The 25,072-nt window shown below is 63.6% G+C and carries 28 protein-coding genes and 1 tRNA gene; 8 read left to right on the top strand and 21 right to left on the bottom strand.

Going from position 1 to position 25,072, the window contains the following annotated elements; genetic code table 11:
- Positions 1-5: 5 nt before the first annotated feature.
- On the bottom strand, positions 6-332 hold the full coding sequence (locus AC1TXO_RS17095) for a DUF2388 domain-containing protein (protein ID WP_486402836.1): 327 nt from the start codon (positions 330-332) through the stop codon (positions 6-8).
- Here AC1TXO_RS17095 and AC1TXO_RS17090 point away from each other — a divergent pair.
- Positions 331-546: a hypothetical protein gene (locus AC1TXO_RS17090; RefSeq protein ID WP_486402835.1), complete on the top strand. Its 216-nt coding sequence runs from the start codon at positions 331-333 to the stop codon at positions 544-546. The two genes, AC1TXO_RS17095 and AC1TXO_RS17090, sit on opposite strands and share 2 nt — an antisense overlap.
- A 22-nt stretch (positions 547-568) precedes the next feature.
- On the opposite strand, the gene AC1TXO_RS17085 is transcribed toward AC1TXO_RS17090, so the two are convergent.
- Positions 569-1,243 carry a polysaccharide lyase family 7 protein gene (locus AC1TXO_RS17085; RefSeq protein WP_486402834.1) on the bottom strand — a complete coding sequence of 225 codons (675 nt, stop codon included), beginning with the start codon at positions 1,241-1,243 and terminating at the stop codon, positions 569-571.
- A 236-nt stretch (positions 1,244-1,479) separates the two neighbouring features.
- On the opposite strand from AC1TXO_RS17085, the gene AC1TXO_RS17080 reads away from it, so the two are divergent.
- Positions 1,480-1,674, top strand: coding sequence for a hypothetical protein (locus AC1TXO_RS17080; protein WP_486402833.1), 195 nt, complete (start codon positions 1,480-1,482; stop codon positions 1,672-1,674).
- A 1-nt stretch (position 1,675) separates the two neighbouring features.
- Here the strand turns inward: AC1TXO_RS17080 and AC1TXO_RS17075 are convergent, their stop codons facing one another.
- The 3 genes from AC1TXO_RS17075 to AC1TXO_RS17065 all read right to left on the bottom strand — a co-directional run bounded on the left by AC1TXO_RS17075 (position 1,676) and on the right by AC1TXO_RS17065 (position 2,596).
- Entirely contained in the window at positions 1,676-2,089 is a 414-nt protein-coding gene (locus tag AC1TXO_RS17075) for a DoxX family protein (RefSeq protein ID WP_486402832.1), read from the bottom strand.
- 101 nt (positions 2,090-2,190) lie between these two features.
- Positions 2,191-2,275 (bottom strand) — tRNA-Leu (locus tag AC1TXO_RS17070).
- Between the two features lie 108 nt (positions 2,276-2,383).
- Positions 2,384-2,596, bottom strand: coding sequence for a hypothetical protein (locus AC1TXO_RS17065; RefSeq protein WP_486402831.1), 213 nt, complete (start codon positions 2,594-2,596; stop codon positions 2,384-2,386).
- A 135-nt stretch (positions 2,597-2,731) separates the two neighbouring features.
- Between AC1TXO_RS17065 and AC1TXO_RS17060 the strand changes: the two genes are divergently transcribed.
- The 3 genes from AC1TXO_RS17060 to AC1TXO_RS17050 are packed head-to-tail and all read left to right on the top strand — an operon-like array spanning position 2,732 to position 5,719.
- Positions 2,732-3,880 (top strand): two-component system sensor histidine kinase NtrB, encoded by a 1,149-nt coding sequence (locus AC1TXO_RS17060; RefSeq protein ID WP_486402830.1) that lies wholly within the window; start codon positions 2,732-2,734, stop codon positions 3,878-3,880.
- A gap of 22 nt (positions 3,881-3,902) precedes the next feature.
- Positions 3,903-5,348, top strand: a complete 1,446-nt coding sequence (locus AC1TXO_RS17055) for an ATPase domain-containing protein (RefSeq protein WP_486402829.1) — start codon at positions 3,903-3,905, stop codon at positions 5,346-5,348.
- Between the two features lie 11 nt (positions 5,349-5,359).
- Positions 5,360-5,719 (top strand): response regulator, encoded by a 360-nt coding sequence (locus tag AC1TXO_RS17050; RefSeq protein WP_486402828.1) that lies wholly within the window; start codon positions 5,360-5,362, stop codon positions 5,717-5,719.
- A gap of 72 nt (positions 5,720-5,791) precedes the next feature.
- Here the strand turns inward: AC1TXO_RS17050 and csrA are convergent, their stop codons facing one another.
- The 12 genes from csrA to AC1TXO_RS16990 all read right to left on the bottom strand — a co-directional run bounded on the left by csrA (position 5,792) and on the right by AC1TXO_RS16990 (position 17,890).
- Positions 5,792-5,989 carry a carbon storage regulator CsrA gene (gene csrA / locus AC1TXO_RS17045; protein ID WP_486406855.1) on the bottom strand — a complete coding sequence of 66 codons (198 nt, stop codon included), beginning with the start codon at positions 5,987-5,989 and terminating at the stop codon, positions 5,792-5,794.
- A 264-nt stretch (positions 5,990-6,253) separates the two neighbouring features.
- Complete coding sequence (locus tag AC1TXO_RS17040) at positions 6,254-7,267, bottom strand: DNA topoisomerase IB (protein ID WP_486402827.1); 1,014 nt, start codon at positions 7,265-7,267, stop codon at positions 6,254-6,256.
- A gap of 56 nt (positions 7,268-7,323) precedes the next feature.
- Positions 7,324-8,415 carry a molybdenum ABC transporter ATP-binding protein gene (modC, locus tag AC1TXO_RS17035; RefSeq protein ID WP_486402826.1) on the bottom strand — a complete coding sequence of 364 codons (1,092 nt, stop codon included), beginning with the start codon at positions 8,413-8,415 and terminating at the stop codon, positions 7,324-7,326.
- Between the two features lies 1 nt (position 8,416).
- Positions 8,417-9,097, bottom strand: a complete 681-nt coding sequence (gene modB, locus AC1TXO_RS17030) for a molybdate ABC transporter permease subunit (RefSeq protein WP_486402825.1) — start codon at positions 9,095-9,097, stop codon at positions 8,417-8,419.
- Positions 9,097-9,855, bottom strand: a complete 759-nt coding sequence (modA, locus tag AC1TXO_RS17025; RefSeq protein WP_486402824.1) for a molybdate ABC transporter substrate-binding protein — start codon at positions 9,853-9,855, stop codon at positions 9,097-9,099. Before modA ends, modB begins: the two co-directional genes overlap by 1 nt.
- A 146-nt stretch (positions 9,856-10,001) precedes the next feature.
- Entirely contained in the window at positions 10,002-10,436 is a 435-nt protein-coding gene (locus AC1TXO_RS17020; RefSeq protein ID WP_486402823.1) for a GNAT family N-acetyltransferase, read from the bottom strand.
- Positions 10,429-11,595, bottom strand: a complete 1,167-nt coding sequence (locus AC1TXO_RS17015; protein WP_486402822.1) for a ribosomal protein uL16 3-hydroxylase — start codon at positions 11,593-11,595, stop codon at positions 10,429-10,431. The genes AC1TXO_RS17020 and AC1TXO_RS17015 overlap by 8 nt, the downstream gene beginning before the upstream one ends.
- Positions 11,596-11,676: 81 nt before the next feature.
- Positions 11,677-13,047 (bottom strand): adenylosuccinate lyase, encoded by a 1,371-nt coding sequence (gene purB, locus AC1TXO_RS17010; protein WP_486402821.1) that lies wholly within the window; start codon positions 13,045-13,047, stop codon positions 11,677-11,679.
- Between the two features lie 186 nt (positions 13,048-13,233).
- Positions 13,234-13,860: a high frequency lysogenization protein HflD gene (gene hflD / locus AC1TXO_RS17005; RefSeq protein ID WP_186669842.1), complete on the bottom strand. Its 627-nt coding sequence runs from the start codon at positions 13,858-13,860 to the stop codon at positions 13,234-13,236.
- Positions 13,857-14,981 carry a tRNA 2-thiouridine(34) synthase MnmA gene (mnmA, locus tag AC1TXO_RS17000; protein WP_486402820.1) on the bottom strand — a complete coding sequence of 375 codons (1,125 nt, stop codon included), beginning with the start codon at positions 14,979-14,981 and terminating at the stop codon, positions 13,857-13,859. The genes hflD and mnmA overlap by 4 nt, the downstream gene beginning before the upstream one ends.
- 58 nt (positions 14,982-15,039) lie before the next feature.
- Positions 15,040-15,480 (bottom strand): NUDIX hydrolase, encoded by a 441-nt coding sequence (locus AC1TXO_RS16995; RefSeq protein ID WP_486402819.1) that lies wholly within the window; start codon positions 15,478-15,480, stop codon positions 15,040-15,042.
- 184 nt (positions 15,481-15,664) lie between these two features.
- Positions 15,665-17,890: an NADP-dependent isocitrate dehydrogenase gene (locus AC1TXO_RS16990; protein ID WP_486402818.1), complete on the bottom strand. Its 2,226-nt coding sequence runs from the start codon at positions 17,888-17,890 to the stop codon at positions 15,665-15,667.
- Positions 17,891-18,319: 429 nt separating this feature from the next.
- Between AC1TXO_RS16990 and icd the strand changes: the two genes are divergently transcribed.
- Positions 18,320-19,576, top strand: coding sequence for an NADP-dependent isocitrate dehydrogenase (icd, locus tag AC1TXO_RS16985; RefSeq protein ID WP_486402817.1), 1,257 nt, complete (start codon positions 18,320-18,322; stop codon positions 19,574-19,576).
- A gap of 73 nt (positions 19,577-19,649) precedes the next feature.
- Here icd and cspD read toward each other — a convergent pair whose 3' ends face one another.
- A complete protein-coding gene (cspD, locus tag AC1TXO_RS16980; protein WP_486402816.1) occupies positions 19,650-19,898 on the bottom strand; it encodes a cold shock domain-containing protein CspD in 249 nt (82 codons plus the stop codon).
- A gap of 228 nt (positions 19,899-20,126) precedes the next feature.
- Between cspD and clpS the strand changes: the two genes are divergently transcribed.
- Together clpS and clpA are read left to right on the top strand one after the other, a co-directional pair.
- Positions 20,127-20,489 carry an ATP-dependent Clp protease adapter ClpS gene (gene clpS / locus AC1TXO_RS16975; RefSeq protein WP_054892333.1) on the top strand — a complete coding sequence of 121 codons (363 nt, stop codon included), beginning with the start codon at positions 20,127-20,129 and terminating at the stop codon, positions 20,487-20,489.
- 30 nt (positions 20,490-20,519) lie between these two features.
- On the top strand, positions 20,520-22,790 hold the full coding sequence (clpA, locus tag AC1TXO_RS16970; protein WP_486402815.1) for an ATP-dependent Clp protease ATP-binding subunit ClpA: 2,271 nt from the start codon (positions 20,520-20,522) through the stop codon (positions 22,788-22,790).
- 141 nt (positions 22,791-22,931) lie between these two features.
- On the opposite strand, the gene infA is transcribed toward clpA, so the two are convergent.
- From infA to aat, 3 genes are all read right to left on the bottom strand, one after another.
- On the bottom strand, positions 22,932-23,150 hold the full coding sequence (infA, locus tag AC1TXO_RS16965; protein WP_002553999.1) for a translation initiation factor IF-1: 219 nt from the start codon (positions 23,148-23,150) through the stop codon (positions 22,932-22,934).
- A 103-nt stretch (positions 23,151-23,253) separates the two neighbouring features.
- Positions 23,254-23,961 (bottom strand): arginyltransferase, encoded by a 708-nt coding sequence (locus AC1TXO_RS16960; protein WP_486402814.1) that lies wholly within the window; start codon positions 23,959-23,961, stop codon positions 23,254-23,256.
- Positions 23,962-24,017: 56 nt separating this feature from the next.
- A complete protein-coding gene (aat, locus tag AC1TXO_RS16955; RefSeq protein WP_486402813.1) occupies positions 24,018-24,698 on the bottom strand; it encodes a leucyl/phenylalanyl-tRNA--protein transferase in 681 nt (226 codons plus the stop codon).
- Positions 24,699-25,072: the final 374 nt, after the last annotated feature.

Below are 25,072 nucleotides of genomic sequence, written 5' to 3'. Positions count from 1 at the left end.
GTGCCTCAGTGAGCGGCGGCGATGGCCAGCGCCAATTGTCGATCGCTCATGAATGGCGGCTGCGCACTGGCACGGTATTCACGGCGTGCCTGTTCGAAGTAGGGGCCACGGATGGCGCCGTCCGAGCCAAGGAACGCGACGGCATCGTCCTTGGATGACTTGAGCCAGCCAGGCCCCTCGGTGGTCAGCGCCGAGGTCCCTGCCAGGACGATGGTCGGTGCGAGCGTGGTGATCATCAGCGCCGCCTCGAACGGGTTGGCGTTTTCGTTGGCGTGGGCCGTGTGGCCGAGGATGGCGAGAAGGGCAAAGCGGATCGCGGTCCTTGCGTGCATGTCTGTTGCTTCCGTTCTTGTGCAGGTAGAGCTGGCAGTACAGCGGCTGAGCGCCTCGATTGCGGCAGGGGGCCGTTTCTGCAGGAAATGCGATCAAGATTACCCGAAGCAGGTCGTCGTAGCTGGCGCAAAAAGAAAAACCCGCCACCTGGGCGGGTTCAAGAACGTATCGAAGCCCGGTCACTATGCCGCGGAAAATGTCGGTATTTCGTGAAAGCGGCGTCGACAGACTGTTTCTAGATATGGCTGAGTTCCAGCTGACTGATGACGCACACCGAGCCATCGTCCGCGCTCGTGGTGTCGCTGTAGTCCACCTGGTTGTACACGCCGCCATGGAAGTTGAAGGTCCGGGCATTCCAGCTGTCGGCCATCTGCATCACGCCGGTGCTGCCTGTGCGGCCGTTGCAGGTGGCGCTGACCGTCGCCGCGCCGGCGCTGCTGACCTCGATGCTCACTTCGAACGGGGTATTCAGCGGTACGTCAGTCAGCACGTTGCTGCTCAGGGGGGTGGGCTGGTTGAAGTCCTGGCGAAAACCCAGGGTGATCTTGCCCTTGTTCCAGAACACCTTGATCACAGGGTTGTCGTCGTCCTTGACATGCATCTGCGAAATCACCACTTTCTGCGCCGAATTGACCTTCTCCAGAAGCATGCGTTGATGATTGCGGTGGCGGGTGGCACTGGTCAGTGTCCAGTACACCGGCTCCTTCCACTCGCAGCGGGTGCGGTGGGTGCTTTTGCTCGAAGCGCCCCGGGTCGGCGCGCTCATGCGCACCGAGCCGTCGCTGAGGCGGGCGATCACCTGGGTGAGGGTGGCCAGGGCCTGGGCACCGGTCAGTTCCAGTGCCACTGGATTGCTGGGCGACCTGGGCACCGGCGTGGTGATGATGAGGTTGTCCATGTTCACGGCCATTGCTGTTCTCCTTGCGAAAAAGACAGGTCCTGCAACTGGTGCGAACCCGGGCAAGCGGCGCAAGTTTCAGTCAATTGGCCCGGCGCATAAAAAAGCCCGCCATGGCGGCGGGCAAGACGTTCTGAAGGGAGCAGCTCAAGAGTAGGGCCTGCGGGGTTAAGCCAGCGTTAACCCGTTGAGTGATTGACCGCAGCATCCGATCAGCCTATACAGGCGACCCACCTTGGAGCCCCGTGATGCACGACGAAGACGACCTGCCGGAACCTGAACACGATCACCTGCTCGATCACGAATTCCTCTACGACGACTTCGAGCCCGAGGCCGATGCCCAGGGTGCCGAGGACGAGATCGAAGAAGATGACCCGCTACTGGACGATCTCGACGATGACGAAGACGACCATCCCGCCTGGCACGATCACCCCGACGACTGATTCAGCGTCGGTCCAGCGAGAAGCGTCCAGGGCCGGTCACGGCCAACAGCAGCAGCCCGCCGATGATGCTCATGTTCTTGAAGAACTGGGTCATGTTGGCCGCACGTGCCGGCTCGACCATGCTCCAGAACGGGTGGCCGATCAGTGCTGTGCCGAGCACGAACAGGGCGAACAGAAACGCCAGCGGCCGGGTGTAGAAACCCAGGATCAGCAAGATGGCGACGAAGAACTCCATGATCACCGCCACGGTTGCAGCGACGCTGGGCACCGGGGCGCCTATCGAGGTGAAGTAGGCGACCGTGCCTTCGAAGCCGGTCAGCTTGCCCCAGCCTGAGAGCACGAAGAGGATCATCAGCAGGATCCGCGCGAGAAGGAGGATGGCGTCGCGTTGGCCGTCGAACAGGGTGTAGCGCATGGGAGTGCTCCGCAGGACTGTGTAGCCTCCACTCTAGCAGGTGCGCACACCTTTGCTGCGGGCATGAAAAAGGCGCCCGGTAGGCGCCTTCGACAGGAATATGGTGCGAGTGGTGGGACTCGAACCCACAAGGCTTGCGCCGACAGATTTTAAGTCTGCTGTGTATACCAATTCCACCACACTCGCACACTTGACCGGGGTCCTGGGGACCGACACGCTTCGATGCTGAAGGGCCACACAATCAAGCGCGCTTTATAACCCATCGTTATAGGGGAGTCAACCGCGCTGCCTTTTTCACGGGCGAATCAATTGGGCGATTCCGCGCATGTCGTCGGCGCTTTCGCGCAGCTCCTGGACCTGCTCGCCCATGGCTGCAGCGTCGTCCTGATGCACCGAATGCCGGAGAAAGCGGGCGTGGCCGTCGAGTGCGTGACATAGCTGGTCGATCTGCCCGGCGGTGTGAAGCAGGTCGTCCTGCAGGCCCAGCAGTCGATAGTTGGTAGCCATGTCGATTCCATGATGGAGGAGGGCGGGCGTACTATAGGGGATTTCCGCACTTGCTGTCATTGCGCCATATATCGGACACTTCGTCGTTGCACTAAGCTCACCTACAGTTCCTCTTGTCGTGCTCGTGGAGCCTGCATGGTTTCGAATGATCGTCCCGATCCACCGTTGATGCCCGCCAGCCGTTACGAACAACTGGTGCAGGCGGTGGTCGACTACGCCATCTACATGCTCGACCCGACCGGCCATGTGGTGTCTTGGAACCCTGGCGCCGAGCGGATCAAGGGCTATCGCGCCGACGAAGTGATCGGTCGGCATTTTTCGCTGTTCTTCACCCCGCAGGATTGCGCCGACGGACGCCCGGCCCGGTTGTTGCGCCAGGCGCTGGAGCAGGGCGTCGCCCAGGACGAGGGCTGGCGGGTGCGCAAGGATGGCACGCAGTTCTGGGCCCTGGCGGCGCTGGATGTGGTGCGCGATGAGCATGGCCAGGTCATCGGCCTGGCCAAGGTCACCCGCGACATCACCGATCGGCGTGAGTCGGCGCTGCAACTCGATGCGATGCGCGCGCAGCTGTTCCAGGCGCAGAAGCTCGAGGCGCTGGGTCAGCTCACCGGCGGGCTGGCCCATGACTTCAACAACCTGCTGACCATCATCCTCAGTTCCGCGCGCCTGGCCCGTGCCAGTGACGAGGCCGCGCGTGTCGATCGTCTGCTCGAGCACATCCTCGATGCCGGGCAGCGTGGCGCGCAGTTGACGCAGCAGTTGCTGACCTTCGCTCGCCACCGGCAGTTGAGCGTCACCCGCATCGCGCCGCTGGAGCTGATCGCCTCCACCCGCAGCCTGGTCGAGCATGCACTGCCTGACGGGATCGAGTTGCACGAGCGCGTGACGCCCGGCCTGCCGCTGATCGAGGTGGATGCCGGGCAGTTGCAGATGGTCCTGCTCAACCTGCTGTTCAATGCCCGTGATGCCATTGCCGGTGAAGGGCGTATCGACCTGGAGGTCGAAGTGGTCGAGCTTGCGGGCGAAGTAGACGGCCTGCACGGCCCGTTCGTGCGTTTCGATGTACGCGACAGCGGGCAGGGTATCGAGGCCCAGGTGCTGCCGCGCATCTTCGAGCCTTTTTTCACCACCAAGGCCTTTGGCAAGGGAACCGGACTGGGGTTGAGTCAGGTCTATGGCTTTGCCAAGCAGAGCAATGGTGCCATCTGCGTTGCCAGCACGGTCGGTGAGGGCACGCGCATGAGCCTGTTCCTGCCGCTTTCATCGAATTTGCCCGAACCCTGAAACGCGAGGTACAGAGCACGTCATGGTAGAAACACTCAAGCGACTGGCGACCGGCATCGAAGGCCTCGACGCACTGCTCAAGGGCGGACTGGTGGCCGGCGCCTCCTATATCGTCCAGGGCCCTCCTGGTGCAGGCAAGACCATCCTCGCCAACCAGCTGGCCTGTGGGCACGTGCGTGACGGCGGCCGGGTGCTGGTGGCGACGTTGCTCAGCGAGTCCCATGAACGCCTGTTCCAGTACCTGTCGACCCTGGAGTTCTTCGACCCGACGCTGGTCGGTGACCAGATCCAGTTCGTCAGCGCTTTCGATACGCTGCAGGACGAAGGGCTGGAAGCGGTGGTGCGCCTGCTGCGCCAGGAGATCGCCCGGCAGCAGGCCAGCCTGTTGATCGTCGACGGCTTGCTCAACGCCCGGGCGCGTGCCGAGACCAGCCTCGACACCAAGAAATTCGTCGCCGAACTGCAAGGTCACGCGGCGTTTGCCGGTTGCACGGTGCTGCTGCTGACCAGCGCCCGGCTCGACGAGGGCAGCCCTGAGCACACCATGGTCGATGGCGTCATCGAGCTGGGCGAGCAGTTGTCGGGCAGCCGGGCGGTACGCCATCTGCATCTGCGCAAGACCCGCGGCAGCGGTGCGCTGTCGGGGTTGCACGAGTGCCTGATCGACGACGCCGGGCTGCAGGTCTACCCGCGTCTCGAGGCGCTCTACAGCCACCCCAGCGACCTGGGTTCCGACACCCTGGTACGTATCACCACCGGAGTCGACGCCCTGGATGAAATGCTCGGCGGCGGCCTGGCCGAAGCGTCGGTGAGCCTGGTCATGGGGCCATCGGGTGCGGGCAAGTCGTCACTGGGGCTGACCTTCCTCGCAGCGGCAACGCCCGAGGCGCCGGCATTGCATTTCGGCTTCTACGAGCCGCCCGCGCGCCTGCGCCTGAAGGCGGCCTCGCTCGGCTACGACTTTGCCGAAATGGAACGCCAGGGCAGCCTGCAGCTCAGTTGGCAGCCCACCACCGAAGGGCTGCTCGACCAGGTCGGCGCGCGTTTGCTGGAGCAGGTCCGGGCCACCGGCGCGCGGCGCGTGGTGATCGACAGCCTGGGAGCCTTCGGGCGCCTGGCATTCGACCCTGGCCGGCTCAATGGTTTCTTCCGCGCCCTGACGGGCGAACTGCGCGCCCAGGGCGTCAGCGTGCTGCTGACCTGGGAGATGCGCGACCTGTTCGGGTCGGAAATCACCTCGCCGGCACCCGACCTGTCGAGCATCGTCGACAACCTGTTCCTCATGCGCTTCGTCGAGCTGGAGTCGCAGCTGCGCCGCGTGCTGTCGATCCTCAAGGTGCGCGACAGCCACTATGATCCTTCACTGCATGAGCTGGCCATCGGCGCCAATGGCATCACCTTGCGCAATGCCTTTGCGGGCGCAAGTGGGGTCTTGTCGGGTACGGCGGTACCCCAGGGAGGCCACTGACGGCACCGGACATGAACACCATCCTGATCGTCGATGACGAATACCTGATTGCCGACATCCTCGGATTTGCCCTGGAGGACGAAGGCTTTCTGGTGGAAAAGGCCAGCAACGGGCGCAAGGCCCTCGAAGCCCTGAGAGAAAAGCGGGTGGACCTGGTGATCACCGACTACATGATGCCGGTGCTCAATGGCGAGGAACTGGCGCGGGCGATCCGTGACGAACTGGAGCTGGTCGACCTGCCGGTCATTCTCATGAGTGGCGCGCAGGCCAGCCAGGGGCGCGACAGCCCAGGGCTGTTCGGGGCGGTGTTCGACAAGCCGTTCGACATGGACAGAATGATCGCCAAGGTACGCGAGCTGCTCGGTACCTGAAATCCAGGCGATATCCCGCTGGGACGTGCCGGATGATCAAGCGCGTCCGTGCGGCTTGAGGCGTAGGACTGGTCAGTATTGGTCGTCGGTTTTTTCCGGCGCAGGGTTGCCGGCCTGGATACGCTTGAAGATCTCTTCACGATGGACCTGGACATCCTTCGGTGCATCGATGCCGATCCTCACTTGCATCCCTTTTACGCCCAGAATGGTGACTTTGATGTCGTCGTTGATGACGATGCTTTCGCCAACCTTGCGGGTGAGTATCAGCATGTAGTTCTCCTTGGTGATATAGAAATCCGCCGGGCCATGTGCCGCAACGGTGGGAGCCTGTCCCTCTTCCTTCTCATTAAAGACGCTTTCGGAAGATATAAATTCCTCCGCAGGCAAAATCTGTTGGCAGTCTTCAGGTGCAGGTGCCGAAATCAACCACATCGGTTCACTCGGCGAAGGTGCTCGGTGGCAAGGATAGGGGGCTGGAGCGATTATGGGAAATTTCTCTGCTTAATGTCGTAAATAGCGCTGGTCAATGAAACTTCACAGCGACTCCAGTGCCTGCAGGAAGCGCAGCAGCGCCACCTCTTCCAGCTCCAGCCCCTTGCGCGCACGAGTGCGCGGCAGCGCAGCCAGGCGACCAAGATGGAAGTGTTCGAGCACCGCCGGGTGGATATAGCAGCGCCGACACACTGCCGGGGTGTTGCCCAGTCGACTGGCGACTTCGCGCACGATCGCCGTGACCTGCTTCTTCGCTTCGGTCTCAGGCTCCCAGGCCAGCGGGCGCAGCAGGTTCAATGCCAGCGCACTGCCGCCCCAGGTGCGGTAGTCCTTGGCGGTGAAATCGGCGCCGGTCAGTTGCTGGAGGAACAGGTTGACGTCGCTGGAGCCAATCCGGTGGCGCTGGCCGTCTTCATCCAGGTACTGGAACAGTTCCTGGCCGGGCAGCTCCATGCAGCGCCGGACCAGTTGCGCCAGGCGTCGGTCGCGCACGGTGATGCTGTGTTCGACGCCGCGCTTGCCGCGAAACTGGAAGCGGATGCTGCTGCCCTTGACCTCGACGTGGCGGTTGCGCAGCGTGGTCAGCCCGTAGGACTGGTTGTCGCGCAGGTACTGGCGGTTGCCGATGCGGATCAGCGTGCTGTCGAGCAGGCTGACCACCAACGCCATGACCTTCTCGCGGTCCATGCCGGGGCGCGACAGGTGCAGGTCCAGTTGCTGGCGCAGGCGGGGAAGGGCCTGGGCGAAGGCCAGCATGCGCCCGTACTTGTGCTCGTCGCGCAGGCTGCGCCATTCATTGTGGTAGCGGTATTGCTTGCGGCCACGAGCATCGCGGCCGGTGGCCTGCAGGTGGCCCTGCGGATCGAGGCAGATCCACACATCGGTGTAGGCGGGCGGGATGACCAGCGCAGCGATGCGCGCCAGGATCTCCTTGTCGCGTACCCGTGTGCCGCCGGGGTCGAGGTAGATGAAGCCGTTGCGCCAACGGCGCCGGCTCAGGCCTGGGTGGGTGTCGTCGACATAATGCAGGGTGCGGGGCAGGGTGATCTCGGGCATGGCGTTGTCCATCGACCTGGTGTCTGATCGGTGGACAACGGCGCCGCGCAAGTTGCTCAGGCCAGTAGCGCCACCGACTTGATCTGTGCCCACAGTGCCTGGCCCGGTTGCACGCCGAGCTGCTCCGCCGAGAAGCGGGTGATGCGAGCGAGCAGGGCGTTGCCGGCAGCGTCGAGGCTCACCAGTATGTGTGCCGGGTTGTCGGCAGGGCGGCACTCGCGCACCGTCACCGGCAGGCGGTTGAGAATGCTCGAGGTGCTGTCGTGGCTGAGGGTCAGGCTGACGTCGCGGGCCTGGACCTTCAGGCGCAGGGTGCTGCCGACGTGCAGGTCGGGGTGGGCGATGCGCAGCAGCGGGCCCTCGCTGCCGGGCAGGCGCAGGTCGAACAGTTCGTACTCCGGCTGATGTCCGATCACCAGTCCTTCGAGCACCACGCCGGCTTCGTCGCTCTGTGCCAGCGACAGGTCGAGGCGGGCGAGGGTCTGGCCGATCGGCCCGCTGGCCATGACCTTGCCCTGTTCCAGCAGCACCAGGTGGTCTGCCAGGCGCGCGACTTCATCCTGGGAGTGGCTGACGTACACCACGGGAATGTCCAGCTCGTCGTGCAGGCGTTCCAGGTAAGGCAGGATCTCGCGCTTGCGCGGCCCGTCGAGCGCAGCCAGGGGTTCGTCCATCAGCAACAGTCGCGGGCTGCTGAGCAGGGCGCGAGCGATGCCGACACGCTGCGCTTCGCCACCGGAAAGCGTGACCGGCTTGCGTTCGAGCAGGTGGCCGATGCCCAGCAACTGGCAGGCCTGATCCAGCCCGACCTTGCGCTCGTTGGCCGCGACCCGTCGCCAGCCGAATTCCAAATTGCCGCGCACCGACAGGTGCGGGAACAGGCTGGCTTCCTGGAACACGTAGCCCACGGGGCGCCGGTGCGGTGCAAGGAAGATGCCCTGGCGGCTGTCTTCCCAGACCTCGCCATTGATCTCGATATAGGCCTGTGCAGCGCGCTCCAGGCCGGCCAGGCAGCGCAGGCAGGAGGTCTTGCCCGAGCCGGAATGACCGAACAGCGCGCTGATGCCGCGCCCGGGCAGGTCGAGGTCGACATCCAGGGTGAAGTCGTCGCGCGCCAGCTTCAGGCGCGCGTGCATGCGTGAACTCATTTCAGCTCCAGCCAGCCTTGCCGCGGCGGCCGGCATACAGCATCAGCAGCACCAGGAAGGAGAACACCACCATCGCACCGGCCAGCCAGTGCGCTTGCGAATAGGCCATGGATTCGACGTGATCGAAGATCTGCACCGAAACCACGCGGGTCTTGTCAGGGATATTGCCACCGATCATCAGCACCACGCCGAACTCGCCGACGGTGTGGGCAAAGCCCAGGATGCTGGCGGTGATGAAACCGGGGCGGGCCAGCGGCAGCACCACATGGACGAAGGTGTCCCAGGGGCTGGCACGCAGCGTGGCGGCCACTTCCAACGGGCGCTGGCCGATGGCGCCGAAGGCGTTCTGCAGTGGCTGGACCACGAACGGCATGGAGTACACCACCGAGCCGATCACCAGCCCGGTGAAGCTGAATACCACGGTACCCAGGCCCAGGGCCTGGGTCGCCTGGCCGAGCCAGCCGTGCGGGCCGAGGGCGATAAGCAGGTAGAAGCCGATCACCGTCGGTGGCAGTACCAGCGGCAGTGCCACCACGGCGCCAATCGGCCCGCGCAGCCAGGAGCGGGTGCGGGCCAGCCACCAGGCGATGGGGGTGCCCACCACCAGCAGGATCAACGTGGTCAGGCTGGCCAGCTTGATGGTCAGCCAGATCGCACCCAGGTCACTGGCGTCGAGCGGCATCAGATTTCATAGCCGTAGGACTTGATCACCGCTGCGGCTTTCGGGCCCTTGAGATATTCGACCAGGGCCTTGGCTGCCGGGTTGTCCTTGCCCTTGTTGAGGATCACCGCGTCCTGGCGGATCGGGTCGTGCAGGTTGGACGGCACGATCCAGGCAGAGCCGCTTTCGACCTTGCCATCCTTGTAGATCTGCGACAGGGCGACGAAGCCCAGTTCGGCGTTGCCGGTGGAGACGAACTGGAACGCCTGAGTGATGTTCTGGCCTTCGACGATCTTGGCCTTGGTGGCCGCGGTCAGGTTGAGCTTGTCCAGCACTTGGGTAGCCGCCAGGCCGTAAGGTGCAGCCTTGGGGTTGGCGATGGACAGGTGCTGATATTGGTTTTTCTTCAGGACCTCACCCTTGTCGTCGACATAGCCGGGTTTGGCCGACCACAGCGCAAGGGTGCCGATGGCGTAGGTGAAGCGCGAGCCCTCGACGATTTCCTTCTCCTGCTCGAGCTTGGCCGGGGTGCTGTCGTCGGCGGCGAGGAAGACCTCGAAGGGAGCGCCGTTCTTGATCTGTGCGTAGAACTGTCCGGTGGCGCCGAAGGCGGCGACCAGCTTGTGGCCGGTGTCTTTCTCGAAGTCCTTGGCAATGGCCTGGATGGGTGCGGTGAAGTTGGCTGCGACGGCCACCTGGACTTCATCGGCCCACGCGCTGTTGAGGGAGATCAGGCTGGCCAGGGCACTGGCGGCCAGGTGGGACAGACGAATACGCATGAAGACGGCTCCTGGGGAGGGGTTATCGTTATATAGCGGACTATATAGCGATAACCTCCTCTCCGGGAAGAGGTGAAATCATGGCAGGGTGATATCGGTCGCCCGCTGACCTCGCGTCAGCTCCGTATCACCCTGCAGATGCCGGTTCAGGCGACTTCGCGCGAGTCCCGAACCATGTCCACGTGAGGAATGCCGGCTTCGAGAAACTCCTCGCTGACCACCTTGAAGCCCAGGCGCTCGTAGAACGAGGTGGCATGAACCTGCGCACTGAGCATCTGCTGCTTGAGGTCACGGTTCTGCGCCTCGGCGATCACCGCCTTCATCAAGGCATCGCCGACCTTCAGCCCGCGCCAGTCCCTGAGCACCGAGACCCGGCCGATGGTGCCGTCCGGCAGCAGGCGAGCGGTGCCGATCGGGTAGTCGCCCTCCAGCGCGAGGAAATGCACGGCGGTCGGGTCTTCGGCATCGAATTCCAGCTCCGGCGGCACGTGCTGCTCGGCGATGAACACGGCGCTGCGGATGCGGTGGATATCGGCGTTGTCTTTGTGCCAGTCGGCGAGGCGAACGCTGATCTTATTCATTGGCAAATCCCAGGCTTCCTTGTTGGACCAGCTGGCAGACCAGCGTCAGGCCCTCTTCGTCTTGCAGCCACTCTACAAGGTTTTCGCTGTGCAAGGCGTCGGCTGAACAAATCAGTTGCAAAAGAGCGCGCAGGTGGCCGGACAGCAGGCGGCTCTGGCCGCTGGCGAACAGCAGCAGGTTGTCGTCGACTTCCGACCAGGCCAGGCGCGCGCTCGGGTTGCGCACCAGGATCGCGCCCTGTTCGAGGTAGTTGACCAGCTCTTCCTCGCTCAGCGCTTCGCCCGCGACCTGCTCGGGGTAGCGCGGCTCGGTCATGAACTGGCCGAACCAGGTCAACAGCAGGCGCTCGTCACCCATGTGCTCGGCCAGCAGCGCCTTGAGGCGGTCCAGGGCGTCGTGCTGGATCTGGTGCGGGTCGCTGACCGGCTGGGCATCGGCGTCGCTGTAGCGCTCTTCGTCAGGCAGGAACTGGCTGAGGAAGTCGGTGAAATGGGTCAGCACTTCGGCGGCGCTCGGTGCGCGGAAGCCGACCGAGTAGGTCAGGCAGTCGTCCACGGCAACGCCGTGGTGGGCCAGGCGCGGCGGCAGGTAGAGCATGTCGCCCGGCTCCAGGGTCCACTCGTCGCTCTGCTCGAAGTCGGCGAGGATGCGCAGGTCGGCGTGCTCGATCAGCGGGCTTTCGCTGTTGCACATCTGCCCGACTTTCCAGTTGCGCTTGCCGTGGCCCTGCAGCAGGAAGACGTCGTAGTTGTCGAAGTGCGGACCGACGCTGCCACCCGGGGCGGCGAAGCTGATCATCACGTCGTCGATGCGCCAGCTGGGCAGGAAGCGGAAGTTCTCCAGCAACTCGGCCACTTCCGGGACGAACTGGTCCACCGCCTGCACCAGCAGGGTCCAGTCGCGCTCGGGCAGGGTGGCGAAGGTGTCTTCCTCGAACGGACCACGACGCAGTTCCCACGGGCGCTCGCCGTGCTCGAGCACCAGGCGCGACTCGACTTCCTCTTCCAGGGCCAGGCCGGCCAGTTCGTCAGGATCGATCGGGCTTTCGAAATCGGTGAAGGCCTGGCGCACCAGCAGGGGCTTCTTCTGCCAGTAGTCGCGCAGGAATTCACGAGCGGTAAGGCCGCCAAGCAGCTGCAGTGGAGTATCAGGATTCATGTTCAACCTATTGAAAAAACGTAATTTTCGTCCGGGAATAAAAACGCCCGGCTGAGCCGGGCGTTGTACGCAGGGCGCAGGTCAGATGCGTTTGGCCTGGGCGGCTGCGTTGCCGATGTAGGTGGCCGGGGTGAGCAGCTTGAGCTCTGCCTTGGCGTCGGTCGGCATATCCAGGCCGTCGATGAAGGTCAGCAGCGCTTCAGGCGTGATGCCCTTGCCACGGGTCAGCTCCTTGAGCTTCTCGTAGGGGTTCTCGATGTTGAAGCGACGCATGACGGTCTGGATTGGCTCGGCCAGCACTTCCCAGCAGGCGTCGAGGTCGGCGGCGATGCGCGCTTCGTTGACTTCCAGCTTGCCGATGCCCTTGAGGCTGGCTTCATAGGCGATGACGCTGTGGGCAAAGCCCACGCCCAGGTTGCGCAGCACGGTGGAGTCGGTCAGGTCACGCTGCCAGCGCGAGATCGGCAGCTTGCTGGCCAGGTGCTGGAACAGTGCGTTGGCGATCCCCAGGTTGCCTTCGGAGTTCTCGAAGTCGATCGGGTTGACCTTGTGCGGCATGGTCGAGGAGCCGATTTCGCCGGCGACGGTCTTCTGCTTGAAGTAACCCAGCGAGATGTAGCCCCAGACGTCGCGGTCGAAGTCGATGAGGATGGTGTTGAAGCGCGCGATCGCATCGAACAGCTCGGCGATGTAGTCGTGCGGTTCGATCTGGGTGGTGTACGGGTTGAACTGCAGGCCCAGTTCGTCTTCGATGAAGGCGCGGGCGTTCTGCTCCCAGTCGATCTGCGAGTAGGCCGACAGGTGGGCGTTGTAGTTGCCCACGGCGCCGTTGATCTTGCCCAGCAGCGGCACGGCGGCCACCTGGGCGATCTGGCGTTCGAGGCGGTAGACGACGTTGGCCAGTTCCTTGCCCAGGGTGGTCGGCGAAGCTGGCTGGCCGTGGGTGCGCGACAGCATGGGGACGTCGGCGTGGGCATGGGCCAGGGCGCGGATGGCGTCGGCGATCTGGCGCATCAGCGGCAGCAGCACCTCGTCACGACCGGCGCGCAGCATCAGGGCGTGGGACAGGTTGTTGATGTCCTCGCTGGTGCAGGCGAAGTGGATGAACTCGCTGACCTTGGCCAGCTCAGGCAGCTTGGCGGCCTGCTCCTTGAGGAGGTATTCGATCGCCTTGACGTCGTGGTTGGTGGTGCGCTCGATTTCCTTCACGCGTTCGGCGTGCTCGAGCTTGAAATCGGTGGCCAGGCTGTCCAGCAGGGCATTGGCTTCGGCGGAGAACGCCGGCACTTCGCCGATCTGCGGGTGGGCGGCCAGGCGCTGCAGCCAGCGCACTTCGACCAGGGCGCGGAAACGGATCAGGCCGAATTCGCTGAAGATGGGGCGCAAGGCCTGGGTTTTGCCGGCGTAACGGCCGTCTACAGGGGAAACCGCAGTGAGCGAAGAAAGCTGCATGGGGTGTTCTCGGACAGTCAGGCTTTTGGAAGGGCGCATATCATACATGAAAAATGCACCGAGGTCGGGTGGCTGACCAAAGGTCGGCCGTCGAAAGTGGTGTCGCAGTCCTTGTGGGAGCGGGCTTGCCCGCGAATGCGGCGGTGAATCCGGCATCGCATTCGCGGATGAACCCGCTCCCGCAGGTCAGGAAGGTGCGCGCATCATGTCGTACAGTTCGTTGAGCAGCTTGCGGCGGCTGAACACCAGTTGCCAGCGATGGCCGCCGAGCTGGCGCCACAGGCGAGCGGCACGAATGCCCGCCAGCAGCAGGGCACGGATCTTCGAGGCATTGCTGGCCTGCTGCAGGAAGCGCATGTCGCCGTGTACCTGGATGCGCTGGCGCAGGGTGCTCAGGGTGTCCTGGTACAAGGCTCCGCTGGAAGCGATGACGTTTTCATGAACCAGGCCGAAATGATCGGCCTGCGACTGGATCTGCGGCAGGCGGTTGCCGATGGTGTCGAGCAGGTCGCCACGCTTGGCCAGCTGGCGCTCCAGGCCCAGCATCGACAGGGCGTAGCGCAGCGGTTCGCGCTGCAGGCTGCTGGGGTCGCGCTCCAGGGCGCCGACCAGTGCGCGGTAGCCGTCGCGCAGGTTCAGGTCGTCGCCGCCGAACACCTCCAGGGTGTTGTTCGGGTCGCGCACCAGCAGGCTGCCGAGCATGCAGCCGATATTGGCTTCGCTGGCCTGGCCGGTGCGGGCGATGCGATCGACCAGCACTGCGGCCTGGAACACGCCGCCCAGGGCGATCAGTTGCTCCTGCAGGTTGCTCATGCGCGCGGGCTCCAGGGCTCGGCGGTTTCGATCACGCCGCCGCCCAGGCACACCTCGCCGTCATAGAACACCACCGACTGGCCCGGCGTCACGGCGCGCTGCGGCTCGTCGAACACGGCGCGGTAGCCGGTTTCGGTGCGCTCCAGGGTGCACTGCTGGTCGCCCTGGCGGTAGCGCACCTTGGCGGTGAGTCGGCGTGGGCTGGCCAGGTCGATCGGGTTGACCCAGAAGATGTCTGAGGCGAGCAGGGCGCGGGAGAACAGCCACGGGTGCTCGTTGCCCTGGCCGACCACCAGTACATTGCGCGCCAGGTCTTTTTCCAGCACGTACCACGGCTCGTCGCCGGCGTCTTTCAGGCCGCCGATGCCCAGGCCCTGGCGCTGGCCGATGGTGTGGTACATCAGGCCGTGGTGCTGGCCGATCACTTCGCCGTCGGTGGTCTGGATCTCGCCGGGTTGAGCGGGCAGGTACTGCTTGAGGAAGTCGCTGAAGCGTCGTTCGCCGATGAAGCAGATGCCGGTGGAGTCCTTCTTCTTTGCGGTGGCCAGGCCGTGTTTCTCGGCGATGGCGCGGACTTCGGGCTTTTCCAGCTCGCCGACGGGGAACAGGGTGCGGGCGATTTCCGCACCGCCCACGGCGTGCAGGAAGTAGCTCTGGTCCTTGTTCGGGTCCAGGCCCTTGAGGAGCTCGGTCAGCTCGCCGGTATCGCGGCGGCGCACGTAGTGGCCGGTGGCGATCAGGTCGGCGCCCAGTGACAGTGCGTAGTCGAGGAAGGCCTTGAACTTGATTTCACGGTTGCAGAGGATGTCCGGGTTGGGCGTGCGACCGGCCTTGTACTCCTCGAGGAAGTGCTCGAACACGTTGTCCCAGTACTCTGCGGCGAAGTTGGCGGTGTGCAGCTTGATGCCGATGCGGTCGCACACGGCCTGGGCGTCGGCCAGGTCTTCGCGGGCGGTGCAGTACTCGGTGCCGTCGTCCTCCTCCCAGTTCTTCATGAACAGACCTTCCACCTGATAGCCCTGCTCCATGAGCAGAAGGGCGGAGACGGAAGAGTCCACGCCGCCGGACATGCCGACGATGACGCGGGTCCTGGAGGGATCTTTGGATACTGGGCTGGTCATGGCTACCGATGTGTATCTGGGGGAAAAATTCCGATTCTATCAGGACGGCGCATCCGCGTCAGTCGCGCAGCAGCGAGAGGCTGTGCAGCGGTCCGGCCAGGTAGTCGTCCAGGCAGCGTGGCACCAGCTCGCTGCGCCAGCGCTCGGGTTCTGCGAGCAACTGCTCGCGGGTCAGCCAGACGGCGCGGACGATATCGCTGTCCGGTGGCAGGTCGGGGCGGTGGCGCAGCGGCCGGGCAGCGAAGCAGACGCGCTGGTAGGTGACGCCATTGCTGGGCGCGGTATAGAGGTAGATGCCGATCACACCGGTCAGTTCGACCTCCCAGGCGGTTTCCTCGAGGGTTTCGCGCAGGGCGGCCTGGATGAGCGTCTCGTTGGCTTCGAGGTGGCCGGCGGGTTGGTTGAAGACGTGCAGGCCGGCCTTGAACTCTTCGACGAAGAGAAACTTGCCGTCCTGCTCGACGACGGTGGCGACAGTGATGTGGGGTTGCCAGGTCATTTCATGGGTTCCTCGAGAACCCCTGTAGGAGCGGGCTTGCCCGCGAACGCGATGGTGCATTCACTGCCGCATTCGCGGGCAAGCCCGCTCCTACAGGGTTCGCGTTGACTGTTGCAAGGCATTCAGCCAGAAAGCACAAACCCCGGTGCGTGGCCGGGGTTTGTGCTGTTACTTCAAGCGAACCTTACAGTGCGGCGATGGCGCTGTTCAGGGTCTGGCTCGGGCGCATCACCTTGGCGGTCAGCTCGGCATCCGGGGCGTAGTAGCCACCGATGTCGGCCGGCTTGCCCTGGACTGCGTTGAGCTCGGCGACGATGGTCGCTTCGTTCTCGGTCAGGGCCTTGGCCAGCGGGGCGAAGCGTGCCTGCAGGGCAGCGTCGTCGCTCTGGGCAGCCAGGGCCTGGGCCCAGTACAGGGTCAGGTAGAAGTGGCTGCCGCGGTTGTCGATACCGCCGACTTTGCGCGAAGGCGACTTGTTGGTATCGAGGAACTTGCCGGTGGCCTGGTCCAGGGTGTTGGCCAGTACTTTGGCACGCGGGTTGTCGTAGGTGTTGCCCAGGTGCTCCAGCGAGGCAGCCAGGGCCAGGAATTCACCCAGCGAATCCCAACGCAGGAAGTTCTCTTCGACCAGCTGCTGCACGTGCTTGGGTGCCGAGCCGCCGGCGCCGGTTTCGAACAGGCCACCGCCGTTCATCAGCGGCACGATCGACAGCATCTTGGCGCTGGTGCCCAGTTCCATGATCGGGAACAGGTCGGTCAGGTAGTCGCGCAGCACGTTGCCGGTCACCGAGATGGTGTCCTTGCCTTCGCGGATACGGGCCAGGGAGAACTTGATGGCGTCGACCGGGGCCAGAACGCGGATGTCCAGGCCGGTGGTGTCGTGATCCTTCAGATACTTCTGGACCTTCTCGATCATCACGCCGTCGTGGGCACGAGCCGGGTCCAGCCAGAACACCGCCGGGGTGTTGCTCAGGCGGGCGCGGTTGACGGCCAGCTTGACCCAGTCCTGGATCGGCGCGTCCTTGGTCTGGCACATGCGGAAGATGTCACCGGCTTCGACGTTCTGCTCCAGCACGACGTTGCCCTTGCCATCGACCACGCGCACGACGCCGTCGGCCTTGATCTGGAAGGTCTTGTCGTGGGAGCCGTACTCTTCGGCCTTCTGCGCCATCAGGCCAACGTTCGGCACGCTGCCCATGGTGGTCGGATCGAAGGCACCGTGCTGCTTGCAGTCTTCGATGGTGGCCTGGTAGATGCCGGCGTAGCAGCGGTCCGGGATGATCGCCTTGGCATCCTGCAGTTCACCGGCGGTGTTCCACATCTTGCCCGAGTCGCGGATCATTGCTGGCATCGAGGCGTCGACGATGACGTCGCTCGGTACGTGCAGGTTGGTGATGCCCTTGTCCGAGTTGACCATGGCCAGGGCCGGGCGAACGGCGTACAGGGCCTGGATGTCGGCTTCGATCTCGGCCTGCTTGTCGGCTGGCAGGTCCTTGATGCGGGCGTACAGGTCACCGATGCCGTTGTTGGCGTTGAAGCCCACTTCGGCCAGCGCAGCAGCGTGCTTGGTCAGCACGTCGTTGTAGAACTCTTCGACGATCACGCCGAACATGATCGGGTCGGAGACCTTCATCATGGTGGCTTTGAGGTGGACCGACAGCAGTACGCCAGATGCCTTGGCATCGGCGATCTGCTCGGCGATGAAGGCTTTCAGGGCCTTGCGGCTCAGGGTGGCGCAGTCGATGACTTCGGCGGCCTTGACGGCGGTTTTCTCTTTCAGGACGGTGGTGGAACCGTCCTTGCCGACCAGTTCGATGCGCAGGCTGTCGTCAGCCTCGATCAGTGCGGCTTTCTCGCTCCCGTAGAAGTCGCCCTGGGTCATGTGGGCAACGTGCGACTTGGAGTCGGCGGCCCAGGCGCCCATCTTGTGCGGGTGCTTGCGCGCGTAGTTCTTGACCGACAGCGGTGCGCGACGGTCGGAGTTGCCTTCGCGCAGCACCGGGTTCACGGCACTGCCCTTGATGCGGTCGTAACGCGCGCGCGATTCCTTCTCTTCGGCGGTGGCCGGCTCGTCGGCGTAGTCGGGGATGTTGAAGCCCTTGCCTTGCAGCTCCTTGATCGCTGCCTTCAGCTGTGGAACCGAAGCGGAGATGTTCGGCAGCTTGATGATGTTGGCTTCAGGCGTGGTGGCCAGCTGGCCCAGTTCCGCCAGGTGATCGCCTACCTGCTTCTCTGCGCCCAGTTGCTCCGGGAACGCCGCGAGGATACGGCCAGCCAGGGAAATGTCGCGGGTTTCGACGGCGATGTCAGCCGAAGCGGTGAACGCTTCGATGATCGGCAGCAGCGAGTAGGTGGCGAGGGCGGGGGCTTCGTCGGTGAAGGTGTAGATGATCTTGGAACGGGTGGGCATGCGGGTTAACTCTCTATGTGCTGAGCGTACTCGAGTCTCGAGGTGCGCAGGGTAGGCGCTTCGCCCTGGCGACGCCATGAGCGGATGGTCGAGAGGCTGCGAGCGGTGATGGTGGATGCATCAGTCGAGCGTCAAATGCTGGGATGCGGTAACAGCCCAGGCTTTCTGGCCTTTCCTGGCCGAGGGCGAGCCGCATTTTCCAAGGGTTCGCCCCGATGACCCTGCGGTCAGGCCCGGAGTATATCAAACCCTTTGGGCTAATCAGCAAGGCGAAGTGATATCGACGCCTTTATAAGACCAAAGATGTACGGGCAATGTGGCGTGATGCCGCAGGCGCCGGGGGGCTCCGGCTTGCAGGTCGGCGGATGTGGTTTAGGCTGATGGGATCGCATGATGTCCAACCACACCCGACAGCGGAGTAGTGCAAGCATGGGATACCAGAAAATCAAGGTTCCGACGGATGGCGCCAGGATCACCGTCAATGCAGACCATTCGCTCAACGTTCCCGATAACCCGATCATCCCCTACATCGAGGGCGACGGCATCGGTGTCGATGTCTCTCCGGTCATGATCAAGGTGGTGGATGCCGCCGTGCAGAAGGCCTATGGCGGCAAGCGCAGGATCGCCTGGATGGAGGTGTACGCGGGCGAGAAGGCCACCCAGGTGTACGATCAGGATACCTGGCTGCCCCAGGAGACCCTCGATGCGGTGCGCGACTACGTGGTGTCGATCAAGGGGCCGCTGACCACGCCGGTCGGGGGCGGCATCCGCTCGCTGAACGTCGCCCTGCGCCAGCAGCTCGACCTGTACGTCTGCCTGCGCCCGGTGTTGTGGTTCCAGGGCGTGCCGAGCCCGGTGAAGAAGCCCGGTGATGTCGACATGGTGATCTTTCGCGAGAACTCCGAGGATATCTACGCTGGCATCGAGTGGAAGGCCGGCTCGCCCGAGGCGAACAAGGTGATCAAGTTCCTCAAGGAGGAAATGGGCGTCACCAAGATCCGCTTCGACCAGGACTGCGGCATCGGCGTCAAGCCGGTCTCCCGCGAGGGCACCCGGCGCCTGGTGCGCAAGGCCCTGCAGTATGTGGTGGACAACGATCGCGAGTCGCTGACCCTGGTGCACAAGGGCAACATCATGAAATTCACCGAGGGCGCGTTCAAGGATTGGGGCTACGAGATCGCCAGGGAAGAGTTCGGCGCCGAGTTGCTCGATGGCGGGCCGTGGATGAGGTTCAAGAACCCCAGGACCGGGCGTGAAGTGATCGTCAAGGACGCCATCGCCGACGCCATGCTCCAGCAGATCCTGCTGCGCCCGGCCGAGTACGATGTGATCGCCACCCTCAACCTCAACGGCGATTATCTCTCCGACGCCCTGGCCGCCGAAGTCGGTGGCATCGGCATTGCGCCGGGGGCCAACCTCTCGGACACCGTGGCCATGTTCGAGGCCACCCACGGCACTGCGCCCAAGTATGCCGGGCAGGACAAGGTCAACCCGGGGTCGGTGATCCTCTCCGCCGAAATGATGCTGCGGCACATGGGCTGGACCGAGGCGGCCGACCTGATCATCAAGGGCACCAACGGCGCGATCGCCGCCAAGACCGTGACCTACGACTTCGAGCGACTGATGGACGGGGCCAGGCTGGTGGGCAGTTCGGGCTTTGGCGACGAGATGATCAAGCACATGTGAGGTAACAAAAAACCGGTCGCCCCTTTGCGTTAAAGAGGCGGCCGGTTTTTTCGTCTACGACAGAGGGCAGGGGTCAGGCCTGTTCGGTCGCGCTCGGCTGTGGCGCACCGGCCGTGGCGGCGGCGCTGGAAATGTTGACCGCGTGCAGCCCCTTGGGGCCCTGGATGATCTCGAAGGATACGCTCTGGCCGGCCTTCAATGTCTTGTAGCCGTCCATCTGGATCGCCGAATAGTGGGCGAACAAATCCTCTGTCTTGCCCTCTTCGTTGATGAACCCATAGCCCTTGGCATTGTTGAACCACTTGACTTTACCGCTTGCCATCCCTATGTCCCTCTGCAAAGGACTCCATCACTGGAGTATCATCCACTTCATCCGCATACGAACCGTGCGAAAAATCTGGTTGACTGCGCGGATCTTTATAGACCACGGTGGGTTCTTATTGGTTGTAACACCGTTTTGCCGATAGTCAAGGTCATGCGGCGGCCGCTCCAGCGGTGACTGCGCGGTCAATCCATAACCCTAACCTGTCGATATGATGAAATTCTTTCCATGCATGCACTCAGGCAGATTCGACTAACATTCAATCAGGATCATCCGAAGTCCGACGAGGACGACGGTGCAGGTCTGGCAGTGCAGGAAGCCAAGCCGATCCTGCAGGCGCCACCGATGTACAAGGTGGTTTTGTTCAATGATGACTACACACCGATGGATTTCGTCGTCGAAGTGCTCGAGACGTTCTTCAGTCTGAACCGCGAGCTGGCGACCAAGATCATGCTGACCGTCCATACCGAGGGGCGGGCAGTATGCGGATTGTTTACCCGTGACATCGCCGAGACCAAGGCCATGCAGGTCAATCAATACGCAAGAGAAAGCCAGCATCCGCTACTCTGTGAAATCGAGAAGGACGGTTAATCGCCGACCACTTGGGTATGAGGTGAAGCTATGTTAAACCGCGAGCTCGAAGTCACCCTCAATCTGGCCTTCAAGGAGGCCCGTTCGAAGCGTCATGAGTTCATGACCGTCGAACACCTGTTGCTGGCACTCCTTGACAACGAGGCCGCCGCGACCGTTCTGCGCGCCTGTGGCGCCAATCTCGACAAGCTCAAGCACGACCTGCAGGAGTTCATCGATTCCACGACGCCGCTGATCCCCGTCCATGACGAGGACCGCGAGACCCAGCCCACGCTCGGTTTCCAGCGCGTGCTGCAGCGCGCCGTGTTCCACGTGCAAAGCTCCGGCAAGCGCGAAGTGACCGGCGCCAACGTGCTGGTGGCGATCTTCAGCGAACAGGAAAGCCAGGCTGTGTTCCTGCTCAAGCAGCAGAGCGTGGCGCGCATCGATGTGGTCAACTACATCGCCCACGGCATTTCCAAGGTGCCGGGCCATGGCCCCAACACCGACAGCGACCAGGACATGCAGGACGAGGAGGGGGGCGAGGCGGCATCGTCGAGCAACCCGCTGGACGCCTATGCCAGCAACCTCAACGAACTGGCCCGTGCCGGGCGTATCGACCCGCTGGTGGGGCGTGAGCAGGAAGTCGAGCGCGTTGCGCAGATCCTGGCGCGCCGGCGCAAGAACAACCCGCTGCTGGTCGGTGAGGCCGGGGTGGGCAAGACTGCCATCGCCGAAGGCCTGGCCAAGCGTATCGTCGACGGCCAGGTGCCCGACCTGCTGGCACAGAGCGTGGTCTACTCGCTCGACCTCGGCGCGCTGCTGGCCGGTACCAAGTACCGCGGCGACTTCGAGAAGCGCTTCAAGGCGCTGCTCGGCGAGTTGCGCAAGCGTCCGCAGGCGATCCTGTTCATCGACGAGATCCACACCATCATCGGTGCCGGTGCGGCGTCCGGTGGCGTGATGGATGCCTCCAACCTGCTCAAGCCGCTGCTGTCGTCCGGCGACATCCGCTGCATCGGCTCGACGACCTTCCAGGAATTCCGCGGCATCTTCGAGAAGGACCGCGCCCTGGCGCGGCGCTTCCAGAAGGTCGATGTCAGCGAGCCGTCGGTGGAAGACACCGTGGGCATCCTGCGCGGGCTGAAGGGTCGTTTCGAAAGCCATCACAACATCGAGTACAGCGACGAAGCCCTGCGCGCTGCAGCAGAGCTGGCCGCCCGCTACATCAACGACCGGCACATGCCGGACAAGGCCATCGATGTGATCGACGAAGCCGGTGCCTACCAGCGCCTGCAGCCGGAAGCCAACCGGGTCAAGCGCATCGACGTGCCGCAGGTCGAGGATATCGTCGCCAAGATCGCGCGGATTCCGCCAAAGCATGTCACCAGTTCCGACAAGGAGCTGCTGCGTAACCTGGAGCGCGACCTGAAGCTGACCGTGTTCGGTCAGGATGCGGCCATCGACTCGCTGTCCACCGCGATCAAGCTGTCGCGTGCAGGCCTCAAGGCGCCGGACAAGCCGGTCGGCTCGTTCCTGTTCGCCGGCCCCACCGGTGTCGGCAAGACCGAAGCGGCGCGACAGCTGGCCAAGGCGCTGGGGGTCGAGCTGGTGCGCTTCGACATGTCCGAGTACATGGAGCGCCATACCGTGTCGCGCCTGATCGGTGCGCCGCCCGGCTACGTCGGTTTCGACCAGGGCGGCCTGCTGACCGAGGCGATCACCAAGCAACCGCACTGCGTGCTGCTGCTCGATGAAATCGAGAAGGCCCATCCGGAAGTCTTCAACCTGCTGCTGCAGGTGATGGACCACGGCACCCTGACCGACAACAACGGGCGCAAGGCCGACTTCCGCAACGTGATCCTGATCATGACCACCAACGCCGGTGCCGAAACCGCCGCGCGGGCCTCGATCGGCTTCACCCAGCAGGACCACACGTCCGATGCGATGGAAGTCATCCGCAAGAGCTTCACGCCTGAGTTCCGCAACCGCCTGGACACCATCATCCAGTTCGGCCGCCTGAGCCACGAGACGATCAAGAGCATCGTCGACAAGTTCCTCATCGAGCTGCAGGCCCAGCTGGAAGACAAGCGCGTGTTGCTGGAGGTCAGCGACGAGGCGCGTGGTTGGCTGGCGGTCAAGGGCTACGACGTACAGATGGGAGCGCGGCCGATGGCACGGCTCATCCAGGACAAGATCAAGCGGCCGCTGGCCGAGGAGATCCTGTTCGGCGAGCTGTCCGAGCACGGTGGCGTGGTGCATGTCGAGCTGCGTGACGGCGAGCTGGTGTTCGACTTCGAGACCACGGCCGAGGTTGCCTGACACCAGCGCTGCGCCGTGTCGGTGGGAGTGGCATCAGTCGCGAACACCGGCCCGGCCGACGTCATTCGGCGCAGCGGTTCGCCTTTGTTCTTCAGGTACAAAAAAGCCCGGCACATGGCCGGGCTTTTTCATGGCTGGAGCTTAGCGCGCACGGTAGGTGATGCGGCCCTTGCTCAGGTCGTAGGGCGTCAGTTCGACGCGGACCTTGTCGCCAGTGAGAATACGGATGTAGTTCTTGCGCATCTTGCCGGAGATGTGCGCGGTAACGACGTGCCCGTTTTCCAACTCCACGCGGAACATGGTGTTGGGCAGGGTGTCGACGACAGTGCCTTCCATTTCGAAGCTGTCTTCTTTCGACATGCAGTAAAGCCCTCGGTATCCAGTGATGGCCCGACGCGCGACTGCACCGGGCAAAAAAAGTGGCGTGGATTATGCCCGAAAAATGTGTTTCAAGCCAATGCTTTCAATTGAGGCTGACCCAGCGCTGATTGATCAGCAACTCGATCGGGCGGTACTGGGTCTTGTAGTTCATCTTCTTGCAGTTCTTGATCCAGTAGCCGAGGTACACCGCCTCCAGATCCTGGCGCAGCGCTTCGGTGATCTGCCAGAGAATGGCGAAGCGACCCAGGCTGCGGCGTTCCTCCTCGGGCTCGTAGAAGGTATAGACCGCCGACAGGCCGTTGGGCAGCAGGTCGCACACGGCGACGGCCAGCAGCCGCTCGCCGAGGCGGAATTCGTAGAACCAGCAGAATGGCAGGTCGCGTACCAGGAAGGTGGAGAACTGGTCGCGGCTGGGCGGATACATGTCACCGTCCGAGTGACGTTGTTCGATGTAGCGCCGGTACAGGTCGAAATACTCTTCCTTGAACGCCGGGCGCGCGGCCGTGACGGTCAGGTCGGCGTTGCGCTTGAGGATGCGCCGCTGCTGGCGGTTGGGAATGAAGCGCGCAGCGGGAATGCGCGCCGGCACGCAGGCGTTGCAGTTCTGGCAATGCGGGCGGTAGAGGTGGTCGCCGCTGCGGCGAAAGCCCATTTCCGAGAGGTCGGCATACACATGCACGTCCATCGGCTGGCTCGGGTCCAGGAACAGCGTGGTCGCCTGCTCCTCCGGCAGATAGCTGCAGGAGTGGGGTTGAGTGGCATAGAACTTCAACCGCGCCAACTCTGTCATGATCGACCCCTTGGGCAAGACGTTGTCTTAAGTGTAAGCCAGCTATGGGAACTCGCCTAGCGAACCCAGGCCGCGTCGCAGGGCTGGTCGAGGTGCCGCGCCAGGTATTCGGCGAACTCGGCACGGCTGATGGCGCGGGCGCCAAGGCTGTGCAGGTGGTCGGTCGGCATCTGGCAGTCGATCAGGGCGAAACCGGCCTGGCGCAGGCGCTCGACCAGGGTGGCGAAGCCGACCTTGGAGGCGTTGTCGGCGCGGCTGAACATGGATTCACCGAAAAACAGCTGGCCCATGGCCAGGCCGTACAGGCCGCCGACCAGTTCGCCGTCCTGGCGCACTTCCACGGAATGGGCGATGCCGCGTCGATGCAGCTCGCAATAGGCGGCCTGCATGCTGTCGGTGATCCAGGTGCCGTCGGCGTAGTCGCGCGGTGCGGCGCAGGCGGCGATCACCCGGGGGAAATCGCTGTCGAAGCTGACCTGGTAGCGGCCCTGGCGCATCACCTTGGCCAGCGACCGCGACACGTGCAGTTCGTGCGGAAACAGCACGGTGCGCGGATCCGGCGACCACCAGAGGATCGGCTGGCCATCCTGGTACCACGGGAAGCAACCATGACGATAGGCTTGCACCAGGCGCTCGGGCGTCAGGTCGCCGCCCGCGGCGAGCAGGCCGTTGGGCTCGTGCAGGGCTTTTTCCAGGGGCGGGAAGGTCAGCGAGTCGCGAGTCAGCCAGGTGAGCATGGTCTTTCGTGCGGTGGGGGAGGGGAGTGGGCAGCATGGCGGCTGGGGCCGGTGTGGTCAATCTCTGGCCTTGTGCCGCCTGGCCTGAGGCCGTTGCGCAATGGCTCGCGGCTGCGGGAAGTTGGCAGCTTCGGTCGAGCGAGTCGGCGTTTTCCTACGCATTCATGTGGCATCTGGCACCATCGCCGACATTTGCTGTCATACCTGTGCAAAAATACAGCATAAGCCTTTGTCACAGAACAAAATGCATGCTCAAATTGCAGCCATGGAAATCGGCCCTCCGTTCATGCGCCATGCGGCGTGCCGCCATGGCGGCAGGCGGGCAGTAATGATAAAAGTAGTGGTTCGTCGGCCAGTCACCGGCCCGATCACTA

This window comes from Pseudomonas sp. FA117 (assembly GCF_057370475.1).
The sequence above is the reverse complement of the archived record's forward strand: the minus strand, read 5'-3'. Positions and strand labels throughout refer to the sequence as shown.